Genomic DNA, 13,221 nt, shown 5'->3' with positions numbered 1-13,221 from the left:
CGAGAGGTGAGACATGAGATGAAATACGCGCAGACGGTTTTGATTGTTGGTTTTTTCGCGATTATTTTTGGGCTTGGCATCACTTCGCTGGTCACTCCTGACCGTGCCTCGTCATGGTGGGAAAACCGTACACTGGCACAGGCACCGACCGTGACCGTGGAAGGGCTGACAACCGGCAAGGTGTTTAAGGAATATGAAAAATACGTAACCGACCAGTTCCCCGGCCGTGATGACTGGATGGCAGCCTATACGAAGTTCCAGTTGGCACAGGGGAAGACTTTTGTGAACAATACGCATGTGACCCCAGATGGTCTGATGATAAAGCGGCCGATGGGGGAGACGCCTGCCGAACAATTGACGGCTACGGCTACGGCCTTGAATGAGCTGGGTGCGGAGCTTGCCAAGCGCGAGATCCCGTATTACTTTATGGTGATGCCCGCGAAGGTAAACATGCTGGCCGATTACCTACCACCAGATGTTTCGCGTGGGTATGGAAAAGAGAACAAGGCAAATGTCTTATCGCAGATTGACCCGAACATGGTGAAGGTCGTCGATGGAGAGACGATCTGGCGTACGGCCTATTCGCGTGAGCAGATTCCGGAGCTTTATTTTAAGACGGATCATCACTGGAATATAGAAGGGGCGATGTTTGGCTACCGGACGGTGATCGATTCACTGGCGCAGGACTTCCCTGATATGGCTGCGGCGGATGCGGATGTGGGGCGCTATACACTGCGGTGTGTGAACCGGGTGTTCATGGGCTCGTGGAACAAGCAATTGGCCGGGCAGGTGACCAACCATGGAGATCAGCCGTGCTATTATGATCCGACGACATATTCGTATCAGGATTTCCTCATCTATAAAGGACCGATTGACTCTAAGAATCTGATTGCCAAAGATGCGTTTTACGCGACGGGCTTGAATCAACAAACCGTGCCAATCGACTATGCGACAGGATATATGTATGACCAGCGGGAGATTACGTTGGTCAACAAGAAAAGCCCGAACAAGCTGCGGGCGTTGATTCTCAAGGACTCGTTTACGAATCCGATCTTGTTCTACTTGGGGCACCATTTTGAGCAGACGACGTTTTATGATATCCGCCATAATCCGGATCGCTCGGTGTATGAGTTCATCGCGGAGAATGAGTTTGATGTGGTCATTACGCTGTATAATGATGAGTTGTTTTTCGGGCCGCTGTATATCTTTAATCGTGTTCCGACACAGCCATAGGGACGGCTTGTATGATAATAGTAGGTTCTATTCTCTGCAAAAGGGGATAGAGCCTTTTCGTATGGTCTGCCTTCTATCTTGTTACGCCGATCTGACTGACTTTTTCGTACGACAGCCAACCACAATTAGCCCTCAATATTCGACGTTATGGTAAAATAATGAAAAATGAGACAGGGGGAACATTCAAAGATGACGAGAATCGGCTGTCTCCATGCCCACTATTCCAACATTGACTATATCCAAACGGCAATTGGCTCTTCTGAAGTGGAATTGGTGCATTTTGTAGACCCTGGATTAATGAGCAGGATTGCATCTGATCCAGAGTTTAACCGAACAAAAGCACAACAGAAGGTGATCGAGCAGATCGAGTGGATCGCTCAGGCAGGTGTCGATGTCATACTGATCACGTGCACCAATTACATTGCGCTGCTGGAGGAAGGACAGCTGTCGACAACCATTCCGATTATCAAAATCGATGAGCCATTCTTTGCCGACATATGCAATCAGAGTGAGCCGCAAGCAATTCTGTTCACGAATCCAGCAACGGTCGCAGGCACGATGAAAAGACTCCACGAATATGCTGACCAGCATCAAAAAACAATGGGTGAGCTTGAAATCCATGTGATAGAAAATACGTTTGATCTGATCATGCAGGGTAAGAAACAAAGATATATCGACGAAGTATCCACCTACCTAAAAGAGTTGCTGGTCGCTGATCAACAGAAGAGGGTCTCCGTGGCTCAGCTATCGATGGTGGAAGCCGCTGAACAAGTAGAGCGTGTAATGGGAGTGAACATCGGGAACCCGTTGAAAACATTGAAAGCTTATCTGGACGCCATGTCGTCTACCCGCTCCTAGTATAGGAAGAAAGGAGAACCGATCAGATGAAAAACAACGGAATCATCGATATCGACGGCTTTTCACTCGCCTACCGCATCGAAGGGGAAGGCACCCCTGTGCTGGTTGTCGGCAGTGAAGTCTACTATCCGAGGCTTTTCTCGCAAGAGCTGAGGAAAAAGCTAAAGCTCATCTTCATCGATCACAGAGGCTTTGTCCCATCTCCGCGTGCGTTGACACCTGAAGATTATTCATTGGATCGGATTCTGAATGATATCGAGATCATCCGCAAGATGCTTCAGCTTGAGGACTTCGTCATCCTGGGTCATTCTGGACACGCTTTTATGGCGTTGGAATATGCGAAGAAATATCCGGCCTATGTACAAAAGGTAGTCCTACTCAACACAGCACCGACGAACAGCCAAGAACGTCAGCAGCAAAGCTTCGCCTATTTTGATGAGACCGCAAGTGCCGAAAGAAAAAGCCAGTTTGAAAAAGACATCGCGCTTTTGGCATCTGATATCGAAGCAGATCCAGAGCGGCGCTTTGCTCATATGTGCATTCGGATGGGGGCGCATAGTTTTTATGACTACACGTTTGATGCATCTGCGATGTGGCAGGATGTCTATACGAACATGCCGATTATTGACCATCTGTGGGGAGAGGCTTTTGCGCGGTTGAATATGGCAGAGTCTTTGCCTGATGTTGGCAAGCAGGTGTTCATCGGGTTGGGGGCATATGATTATTTGGTTGCCCCAGTGTCATTGTGGAATTCCATTGATGCCGATGGTACCTGTCCGCATGTGACGAAGGTGATTTTTGAACAGAGCGGGCATAATCCGATGATGGAGGAAGCGGATTTATTTGATTCCACGTTAGTCGAATGGATTGGTTAATAAAGAAGACACAGACGACCCAGCTAAAGCAGGCAGGGCAGGCCGTCGGTGTCTCTTTTTTCATTCTATGCGAATGCTTTCTCTCCTATTGAATAAACATGGAGGGACATTCCATCCACAGCGGCGTGGATGAGTAGATCGTGATAACGCAGGATGTCATACGACTCTTCGGTATCACACGCATTGTCTACTGGCAGGACGCTCTTTGGATTGGTCGCATCAATCACCCCGCGTCGTGCCGCTCCTTCTACGAGAAAATGATCATCGCCCGTGAGCACTGTAGGGGCCAGAATGCGGCTTAGTCCGTCAACTCGAAGTTCACCGACAGCTTTCAGACAATCCGCTTCCCCCAGATCGTAGACTTTTATTTGATTCGGTGTGCCGATGAGCAGATGTCTGGTTGTCGCAGCAAGAGTGAATGCCTGTGGTGCGGCTACGGTCATCACGTGTTGGCGGTTACGATTCCATATCTCCAGATAATCCTGATGGAGGAAGAACAGTTGTAGACCATTGCTGGCCATAGAGGTCACAGGCTCTTGGAACAGTTGTTCCACTGAGAAGGCTCCCGCTTCAGGGTCAAGCTCCAGGTACAAGATACCAGCCTCACCCCAGACAAAAATCTGATTGCCCATGGAAGTGATCCCGGAAAAGCGACCGCTAAAGCAAGAGAGCGCCATCTGTGCCAAAACAGTCGGCTGTTGCGGCTGGGAAAGATCAAAGGCTATGACACCCGAAGAATCGAGGAGGACAAGTCCAGGGTGGTCCTCGAGCATGAACGGTGCATATCCGAGAATCGGTTTACCTGTTCTCAGATCGGATCGCAGCAGGAACTGCGTCTGTTTCGCATCGATTAAGGCAAAATCATCACCCTTTGGTGGGTGATCCTTCGAGTCGGTATCAGAGTTGAGATCATGGTGGCGGACGATGGGACCAGAGGGGCCAGATGAACCAGAGTCTCGGACGAACTGAAGCCGGTTGTCATAAGCCTGAGGTGATAACATCGTCCGTAAGAATGCTCTTCCTTGGCGATCGGCAACAGCGGAAGAGACGATAAGATCCCGGTTGGTCCTAAGAATCACTTTTTCCCCCGGTTCAAGGCGTGTAGCGATGATCTCCCACAGATGACGTATGCGGAAAAGCGGGTTGGGGTCGATAATCCACTTCGGGTTGTACCTTTGGGATTTGGCATAGCAATTGCTCACGCGCTGTGCCCAAGCAGCTGTCGCGGCGCTTTTCATCTGACCTTGATTCGCCTGCTCGATCGGTGGGAGCGTGATCATGCGCGTGCCAGCAGAGGTATGGATCAGCAGACGGCATGGATAACGATGGGCCGTCGTGAAATACTCCGGTGGAACACTAGTGACCGGCAAGCTTACCTTGATGGTGGCATAGTAGGAAGTAGAGTCTACGACAGCGACATGATCCCGGAACACATGCAGCGGATCATCTTCATCACGAACCCGGACAGAGCAGACATAGGGCGGGATGAGGTTGGTTTTGCTGATACTGACTGGTTTGGTCGGGTTGTCCGGCGGGAGATCCTCCTCCTTAAAAGTCAGGGTGACGGTAGCGGTATAGGTAAGGAAGTTCTCAGGATGCTCATTAATCAGTGCAAGGGTGGTGGAGCTTGACCCATTGCAGGTGCCAAAAGAAGGAGTTTCGAGCTTAAACTGTAGCTTGCCTATGGATGCCAGCTTGAATTGACGGCCAAGCTGTTCGGTCCAAGATACATCGCCAAGGATCACAAAACCGTCATCCCTGCCCAGAGAGTCCATCACATGTGGACGTCCCTCTGTGGGTATATCGTTCATGTCAAAATCGGCTGTACAGAGAAACTCGTCTTTAGAGGTCTGTTGGCACTTGGAGGTCGAGGGGATTTGGGGATTGATATTGTTAAGCACAGAGAGAAAAACGAAGGTGCTGAATGGAAGAGAGGCGATATACCCCAGCCAATCCATTTGTTCAAACTCGACCAGCTTCACGCCTACATAGGGCCAGACTAACGACGCGATTGCTGCGCATACAGCGGTATCACTGTCTGATTTCCAGTAATTCACCTTGATATGCTGTTGGAACGTATCGGGCTTAATCAAGAATTCAACAGGGATTTGCAGGCGCAAGTCGAGGGAGGAAATCGCGCAGACATCGACCGCTGTCGCGTAGAAGGACAGATTGACAATCGAACGTCCGCCCGGCGCGCCCCAAGTAGAGGCAATTCCACCCCGCAGTCTGAACTCCTTTGCCTTCTGCAAGCCTTGTTCGACTTCATTTACAACCCTCTGTGTCATAAAATATTTCGCCAGAAACACCACCCAGCCCCGATCACCAGGGGTAAAGCCATTTTTCCCCTGCGCTTTAAACAGATTCTCCTGTGGCTTGGAGAAGAAGGCTTCCCAAGCATCTGTACTGGTCGGATAGGGGCCAAGCTCAATACGGATGGCAATGGTAGACTCACCTGGCAAATAGGCAGTCCCGTCCTCACTCTTCTTCACCACCGCTGCGATCCCGGCATTGGCGACACCGGGCTGTCCGCCCAGACCGCTGATTTTTCCCACATTAAGCGGTGTTTTGATATAAGGCTTGAACTGCGAGACCACCCGTTCCTGAATGGTTTGCTGCAGACCGGGAAGATCGGGCAGACCCTCAATCCCTGCAAATCGGTTCACGAAAAACACTTCATTGGTACTCGTCGTGACGTCCAGATCAAAAACCAGAAAAATGTCATGCGTCAGAGTTGCTGCGGGTTCCCCCTCGCCAGCAGCGAGCAGCTGATCGGGAGTGGAGAGCGATACCTTTATGGGCTGGACAAATTGCACCTTTTTAACGGTAAGGCGGGCTTCGTACCCACCAGGATTGAAATAGTCGAAGACGTCACGGTACAGGATATTCTTGGTGTGAGATGCTTCTGAGCGGATCCATCCAACCGGCCACTCCAGCTTGGAGACGAGAAGAGCGCCCAGCGGTGTGTTGAGTTCATCGGTGATACAGATTTGTTGACGTTTGATCTCTTCGCGGAACCGAAGTACAGTATTTAGCGCCGAATTCTCTAACTGAATCAAGCTTCCCATTGGCCTGCTCCTTTACGGAAAGTATTTCTTGGACATATTGTTTTACTATGATGTAAAAAAATACATGTTTCTTACTTACAATAGGAAGTTTTATAGTTTATTTTTAATAATGTAAGGGAATATATCATCTATCATCTTCCATTTATACTCAACAGACATAAGGAGGGCCACATGAAGCGTTTGTTCAAGCCAGGGATTTTTGTTTTAAATAAACTTAGATTTGCGCAAAAATTCTCGCTTATGGGTGGGATTTTGTTTTTGCCGATTCTTCTTTTAACCTTTTTAATCATATCGCAGATCAATGAAGAGATTGATGCGTTGAGTGCGAGGCAGATTGGTTTTCAGAATGTAAGTATGATGAAGGGCTTGCTGAAGGATGTTCAGCAGCATAGAGCGGCATCTAGCTCCTACTTAAATGGGGATAAGAGCTATGCGAGTAAGATGACTGAGATACAAGCCAAGATTCAAGAAGATCTCAAGAAGATTGATCAGAACTATCAGGAACATGGAGCAGAATGGAGTACCAAGCCTGACTGGGACAAATTAAAAAGGGAATGGGAACCTGTCGTCAACGGCATTGAGCAGAAAACATCAGCAACAGCTATTGCAGAACATACAGCCTATATCGCATCCATCCTCGAACTGATGACGAAGACCGGTGATGCCACCAAGCTGTTTTTGTCAAAAGAACTAAAGAACTACTATGTCATCACAGGCGTAGTCGAAACATTACCGAATCTTACAGAAAATTTGGGACAGTTACGGATCCACGGATCCACGGTTTTAGAAGGAAAGGCGGCTACGCCTGAGCAAGAAAGAACGTTAAGCAATCTGTATTCGACCACGGTCATGGTGCTTCAGACATTAGATCATGAAATGTCGATATCCCAAGGTCATTCAGCAGAATTAGACGAGGCTTACCAGACAGCAAGGAAGCAAATCGATTCCTATCTGGAAGTGGTCGACAAAGAACTGATTCAGACTTCAACCTATCAGATGGACGCGAAGCAGTATTTCGATCTGACTACGGTTACCATGGATACGGCATTGGTGCTGTTTGATGCAGAACAGAAGTTTATTACGGATGCCGTAGCAGGCCAGATTGAGGAGAATGAAGCTGGACGGACGAATATTCGCCTCATTTCGTTTGGAGCGATTTTCCTTGCGTTGTATGGCTTTATCAGCTTTTTCTACTCCGTGACGAATAGTGTACGCAAATTTCAGGAAGCCTCTGCATTGGTTGCAGACGGTGACCTCACGATTTCCATTACGCTCGATACCCGAGATGAGATGACAGGGATTGCTGCGAGCTTCAATACCATCATCACCACACTCCGTGATCTCATCGTACAGCTCGGGAAAAATTCAGAGCAGTTGGCCACCTCTGCGGAAGAGTTAACCGCCAGTGCCGAACAGACAGGGAAAGCTACCGAGCAAATCACAGAAATCGTACAGGAAGTAGCTGTCGGTACGGATCAGCAAGTCCTAAGCTCCTCGGAAAGTAACAGGGCCGTCCATGAAATGTCCAATGGCGTTCAAGACATTGCCGAGAATGCGCAAAAGGTTTCTCATACAGCTGTCCAAGCCTCAGAAGCAGCCGAAGAGGGACATACATCGATCTCCTTGGCTGTGAAACAGATGAATCATATACATGCCACCATCAACGAATTATCTACGGTCATCAAAGGGCTGGGAGTACGTTCCCAAGAGATCGGACAAATCGTGGACACCATCACCAGCATCGCCTCTCAAACCAATCTGCTTGCCCTCAACGCTGCGATCGAAGCGGCAAGAGCTGGTGAGCATGGAAAAGGCTTTGCCGTGGTAGCAGATGAGGTCAGAAAACTGGCGGAAGAATCCTCATTGGCTTCCCGCCAGATCGGTGAGCTGATTCAGGCGATTCAGGTGGAAACCACAACAGCCGTGCAGTCTATGGAAACGGGTACGAAGGAGGTCGTGGCCGGCATTGAAGTGGTGAATCAGGCGGGACGTTCCTTTGAACAGATCCATCTGTCCGTCCATGAAGTGGCCAGCCAGATTCAAGAGGTATCCACTGCGGCCGATCAGCTGTCAGCCGGTACGGATCAGGTGGTGAAAGCCTCCGAGCATATTATGAAAGTCACCGAAGAGATCTCAGCAGGAACACTGACCATCTCCTCTGGGGCAGAAGAACAATTGGCTTCTATGGAGGAAATCACCGCGTCCTCCTTGGCTCTGTCCAGAATGGCCGAGGAGCTGCAGGAAACGATCTCGAAGTTTAAGGTATAACGGTTAGAAAATGAAAACCCCGTCCGTGGTGGATGGGGTTTTTGGCAGTATGGTTCCTGTAGTGTACCTACCTGTTCTTCAAATATTCATTTGCGATCCTTGTTAACGCAGGTCTGACTCCCTCGTCATAAACCAAGAACCGGATAAAAAAGTCCTCGATCTCTTCTGACTGGATCGATGCCAGAGCTTGAAAGGCTTCATGCCACAGAAAAAGATAGGACTCTGACCCTCCGATTCGCAGAGCGACATCTTTGGCACGGGGGTCTTTCATCGTAATCAATGCTTTTAAGACAAGATCAAGATCTTCTTCCCAATCCTCCTCTGTTTGTTGAAACAGCTTGTCGATTCTATCATCGGAACAGTACCCTGCCCAGTGTACGGCAGCCAGTCCGATGCAGTCAGGGGATTTTTTGGCGATGTCATGCACTTCGTTGGGGAACAGGCTGATATTTTGCTCTTGTTCTAACGCAAGATAGGTTTCGACCAGATTGGTAGAAAGATGGTGAGATCCAGTTCCTGCATTGATCTTGGCGGTGATATCGTCTGGAATCTCTTCGCCGCTAAAACGATCCCCACCCATGAGAAAAGAGAGAATCCCTTCCTGGTTCATAAAAAAGTCTGTTGCAGGCAAAATGGTTACACAATAAAAGTCTTGTTCCTCTAACAAAGCAGCTGTAGCCCGATGGTGACCGTCCAACAACGCGCATAGGTACCCATCCAGATAGTAAGCAAGCCCACCAAATGATGCACCCTCCCTCATCAACTTCCTATACGTATCGACCCGCTCCTGATCATAACGTGTCGTTGGCTGTGTAGGAACCAGAAAAGCCGGGTACGCAGTCATCTGCCTGTAATAGTAAAACGTATCGCAGGAGCTTCTGTAATTCTTTTGGGTATTGGTCAGATTCCAGAAAAATTCCCGATCTCCATTGGTGGGGGAGAGCTTGATGTAAGCCAGTCCATATAATCCTGTTTTCAACAGATGGAGGAATGGTTCTATGTGGGCGATGGTTTCACGCAAAGGTTGATTCATGACATTCCCGGCTGTTTCAATTCGTTCGATGGTGGAGCGGTCCAGCATATCCCGGCCATAACCGGCAGACAGCAGCTTCTCACAAGTCGGGCAGAAGTAGCCGTCATCGTGCCACTTCGTCAACGGGATGCCATTGGCTAGCAGAAAGGCATGAGTATTACCGTCCAGCCCAGTTCCATACGATTTGGTTAGAGAACCCTTACCGTTAACGACGTAAAAGAGATGGGTGTCAGCACCCCAGAGCACTTCATCTTTGGACAATGTTAGTAGAGAGGAAATAAATGGCTTTCTGTCGAACATAGATCGTTGTCCCTCCTTCATACTGATTAGCGTATATGATCTATTTGAAGAGCAACAGATTAGTGTTTTTACAGTTTATTCCTACGGGCGGCGTTGGGCAAGAGCATGACTTTATTGGTAAAGATGAAGACGGAACAGCCGCCGCTCCGCATAATCTAATCATGATGCCCCACCAAAAAATAAAAAGCACAAAGGAGAATGAACATGGAAGAAACGATGAAAACCAGAGAAGACATATGGGCAACCGTCAGCGGCCTAACAGATGAACAACTGAACGAACGGGTAGAACCGGGTAAATGGACCATCATGCAGGTACTCGAACACCTCTACCTCTACGAACGGGTCGCTGTCCAGAATATCGCGGCTACATTGGCCGAAGGAGTCGAGCAGTCCGCCGATCAGAAGCCGTACCAAGTCGTCTTAAACCGTGAGATGAAGGTCGATGCGCCTGAACAATACGTACCGTCTGAGAATTTCATCACCTTGGCCGAGATCAAAAGCAAGCTCGACGAATCCCGCCAAGCGTTATTACAGACAGTAGAAGGCCAGGGCAGCGATGTCTTGACCAAAAGATCGCATCAGCACCGGATTTTTGGATTGATGGATCTGCAGCAGTGGATTTCTTTTATCGGGCTGCATGAAAAGCGGCACTTGGCCCAGATTGAGGAGTTAAAAGGCGCTCTCCGCAAGTAAAGCAGGAGAGGGACGGGGGGAGTCTCTGCGTACGCCCACAATTTTTATCCTGTACAGACCCGTGATATGATTGCTATAGTGAAATGTCGGTTGCCACCAGCTGCCAGCTCGTAACAGCGATCAAACAGGAGGTCTTATCATGCGGAAGCAAAGCTACAACCCATCCAAACCTAAACCAAAAGGTCCTCATAGATCCCAACCCCAACACCTCAAGAAAGCCACTCCACCAACCAAGCTTCAACCAAAGCCCCAACCAGCACCTAAAATCAAACAATACACGGTCACCGAACCGGCTGAGCTACTGACTTTCCTGCTGGCCCACATCACCAACCAAGGCCGCAACGCGATCAAATCCATGCTCGCCCGCGGACAGGTCTCGGTGAACGGGCAGACCGTCACCACCTATAACCACCAGCTCCACCCCGGCCAGACTGTCACCCTGAGCAAAGAACGAATCGTCGAAGCCCCTGCCTTGACCGGCCTCTCGATCCTGCACGAAGACGACGATATCATCATCATACATAAGGAAGCGGGCTTGCTCTCCATCGCGTCCCCGCAGGAGAACGAGGTTACTGCCTACCGCCAGCTTATGGCCCATGTCCGCCGAGACGACCCGTCCAACCGCATCTTCGTCGTACATCGGCTTGACCGCGATACGTCCGGCGTGATGATGTTTGCCAAGAGCGAACAGATCCAGCAGGCCCTGCAAAACACCTGGAAAGACACCGTCCAAGAACGCACCTATATAGCCCTCGTGGAAGGCATGGTCAAAAAGCCAGAAGGCACGATCTCCTCTTGGCTCAAAGAAAGCAAAACCCTCAAAATGTACTCCAGCCCCTATCCCAATGATGGACAGCATGCCGTCACCCACTACAAGGTGATCCAAGCCAACCGTCATTTTTCCCTGCTGGAGGTCAACCTCGAAACAGGCCGCAAAAACCAAATCCGTGTCCACATGGAAGACCTCGGACACCCCATCGTCGGCGACAAAAAATACGGAGCCAAAACGAAGGTGATCGGTCGTCTCGGACTGCACGCACGGGTGCTGTCGTTTACGCATCCGACAACAGGCGAATTAATGCGGTTTGAATCACCGATTCCGAAGGTGTTTTTGAGACCGTTTCAGGAGACGGCGTCCAAGTAAACAGAATGGACGCCTTATAGAAGGAGCACGAAGAAGAGAATTCTTATCCTCTTCCCGTGTTCCTTTTTTATTTTGAATCCCCCTTCATACGATGCCCTGCCCAACCTCCAAACAGATGTAAGCGGTTGCCCCAAAAGAATGGAAAAACATTCTCCCGGGAAAATCGCTTTTTTAAGCTTTTGTTAATTTCGATTTAATAATTGCTCCGTAAGATAAGTACCTGTGAGAGCGAAAGACATACCAACCAACCAGCCCCGCTGATGACAAGGGAGTGTGACCACCAGATGCAAGCAAAGGGAAAGCCCACATATAAAGGCCGTGTCGAACTGAAGCATGAGATTACCACCATGGACTGTTTTCTGCTCCGAAAAAACCTGCAACACATCATGAAGCCCGACCCGCATGCAAAAGCGGACGGCAAGTATCTCATCCGCAGCGTCTATTTTGACAACATCGATGATAAGGTTCTGACGGAAAAGAAAGAAGGGTACTACCGCCGGGATAAATTCAGGGTGAGGCTATATGACCACAATACGGACTTCATCCATCTGGAGAAGAAATCCAAAGTGGATAACCTATGCCAAAAGAAAAAATGCCGCATCACCGCAGAGGAGTATGAGAGTATCCGCCACGGAGATATTGCTTGGATGCAGCAAGACTCCCGAGACCTCATCCGTGAACTGTATGTGCAGATGACCGTCCACCAGCTCAAGCCGGTCACCATCGTGGACTATGAGCGGGAGGTGTTCATCTATGAATACGGCAATGTCCGCGTCACCTTCGACAGTGCCATCAAGACGAGCTTTCGCAACAATGATCTGCTGAATCCAGATGTCATCATGGTAGACGTCTTAGAGCCGAATCAAGTGATCCTCGAAGTGAAATACGATGAATACCTGCCAGATGTGATCCGCAAGATCCTGCAGGTCAGTGACCGCCGAAAAGGAGCTTTTTCTAAATACCAAGTAAGCCGCATGTACGGCTAAATCTAAAAAACGGAGGCATAACGATCATGAACCAGACTACCAATACGATTAATTTTAATGATATTTTCAAATCCAGCTTTTTGGAAAATACAGTCAGCTTCTCAGTCGTAGACTCGCTGATCTCTCTGGTCGCCGCTTTTGCTGTTGGGCTTTTCATTTACCTGGTCTATAAAAAGACATTCTCCGGTGTGATGTATTCCCACTCGTTCAGCATCTCTCTGATCATCATGACGATGGCAACCGCTTTGATTCTTATGGGGGTATCTTCCAACGTGATGTTATCCCTCGGTATGGTCGGTGCGCTCTCCATTGTCCGTTTCCGTACGCCGATTAAAGACCCGATGGACATCGTCTATATTTTCTGGGCAGTGGCGTCTGGTATCTTGTGTGGGGCTGGCTTCATTCCATTGGTGATTATCGGGGCTATTTTGATTGGGTTGGTGCTCTTGTTCTTCGTCAACCGTCTCACAGTAGAGAATCCGTACCTGCTGATCGTCAAATACAACGAAGCAAGCGTGGAAAAAGCACTGGAGAGCATCGTGTCCTCCAAAGTGATCAAGCATACCGTCAAATCGAAATCATCTTCTCCTAATCAAGGTCTGGAAGTCATCTATGAAATCCGCATCAAACAAAACGATGTTGCCTTTGTCAATCAAATCTCAGAGATGGAAGGTGTCCAGTCTGCGATGATGCTCAGCTACGATGGTAACTTCACAGCGTAACCGATTGAGTTGAGTAAATCCGGAGAGGAGGAGAAGCCGTT

The 13,221-nt window shown here is 49.1% G+C and carries 10 protein-coding genes; 8 read left to right on the top strand and 2 right to left on the bottom strand.

Features of this window, described 5'->3' with window-relative positions; translation table 11 throughout:
- Positions 1–18: 18 nt before the first annotated feature.
- The 3 genes from FGI41_RS20425 to FGI41_RS20415 all read left to right on the top strand — a co-directional run bounded on the left by FGI41_RS20425 (position 19) and on the right by FGI41_RS20415 (position 2,966).
- Positions 19–1,233: an alginate O-acetyltransferase AlgX-related protein gene (locus FGI41_RS20425; protein ID WP_139492163.1), complete on the top strand. Its 1,215-nt coding sequence runs from the start codon at positions 19–21 to the stop codon at positions 1,231–1,233.
- A 189-nt stretch (positions 1,234–1,422) separates the two neighbouring features.
- On the top strand, positions 1,423–2,091 hold the full coding sequence (locus tag FGI41_RS20420; protein ID WP_139492162.1) for a hypothetical protein: 669 nt from the start codon (positions 1,423–1,425) through the stop codon (positions 2,089–2,091).
- 26 nt (positions 2,092–2,117) lie between these two features.
- Entirely contained in the window at positions 2,118–2,966 is an 849-nt protein-coding gene (locus FGI41_RS20415; RefSeq protein WP_139492161.1) for an alpha/beta fold hydrolase, read from the top strand.
- A 65-nt stretch (positions 2,967–3,031) separates the two neighbouring features.
- Here FGI41_RS20415 and FGI41_RS20410 read toward each other — a convergent pair whose 3' ends face one another.
- Positions 3,032–6,034 (bottom strand): hypothetical protein, encoded by a 3,003-nt coding sequence (locus FGI41_RS20410; RefSeq protein ID WP_139492160.1) that lies wholly within the window; start codon positions 6,032–6,034, stop codon positions 3,032–3,034.
- A gap of 171 nt (positions 6,035–6,205) precedes the next feature.
- Between FGI41_RS20410 and FGI41_RS20405 the strand changes: the two genes are divergently transcribed.
- On the top strand, positions 6,206–8,302 hold the full coding sequence (locus FGI41_RS20405; RefSeq protein ID WP_255298565.1) for a methyl-accepting chemotaxis protein: 2,097 nt from the start codon (positions 6,206–6,208) through the stop codon (positions 8,300–8,302).
- 67 nt (positions 8,303–8,369) lie between these two features.
- Here FGI41_RS20405 and FGI41_RS20400 read toward each other — a convergent pair whose 3' ends face one another.
- Positions 8,370–9,635 (bottom strand): hypothetical protein, encoded by a 1,266-nt coding sequence (locus FGI41_RS20400; protein WP_139492159.1) that lies wholly within the window; start codon positions 9,633–9,635, stop codon positions 8,370–8,372.
- Between the two features lie 204 nt (positions 9,636–9,839).
- Here FGI41_RS20400 and FGI41_RS20395 point away from each other — a divergent pair, with 204 nt between their 5' ends.
- The 4 genes from FGI41_RS20395 to FGI41_RS20380 all read left to right on the top strand — a co-directional run bounded on the left by FGI41_RS20395 (position 9,840) and on the right by FGI41_RS20380 (position 13,180).
- Positions 9,840–10,328: a DinB family protein gene (locus tag FGI41_RS20395; RefSeq protein ID WP_176560365.1), complete on the top strand. Its 489-nt coding sequence runs from the start codon at positions 9,840–9,842 to the stop codon at positions 10,326–10,328.
- Between the two features lie 139 nt (positions 10,329–10,467).
- Entirely contained in the window at positions 10,468–11,472 is a 1,005-nt protein-coding gene (locus tag FGI41_RS20390; RefSeq protein WP_139492157.1) for an RluA family pseudouridine synthase, read from the top strand.
- A gap of 284 nt (positions 11,473–11,756) precedes the next feature.
- Positions 11,757–12,458, top strand: a complete 702-nt coding sequence (locus tag FGI41_RS20385) for a polyphosphate polymerase domain-containing protein (protein WP_139492156.1) — start codon at positions 11,757–11,759, stop codon at positions 12,456–12,458.
- Positions 12,459–12,484: 26 nt separating this feature from the next.
- Entirely contained in the window at positions 12,485–13,180 is a 696-nt protein-coding gene (locus tag FGI41_RS20380; protein ID WP_139492155.1) for a DUF4956 domain-containing protein, read from the top strand.
- The last annotated feature ends 41 nt before the right edge of the window (positions 13,181–13,221 follow it).

Origin of the sequence: Brevibacillus dissolubilis (genome assembly GCF_006170445.1) — a bacterium.
Taxonomy (GTDB): Bacteria; Bacillota; Bacilli; order Brevibacillales; family Brevibacillaceae; genus Brevibacillus_B; species Brevibacillus_B dissolubilis.
The sequence above is the reverse complement of the archived record's forward strand: the minus strand, read 5'-3'. Positions and strand labels throughout refer to the sequence as shown.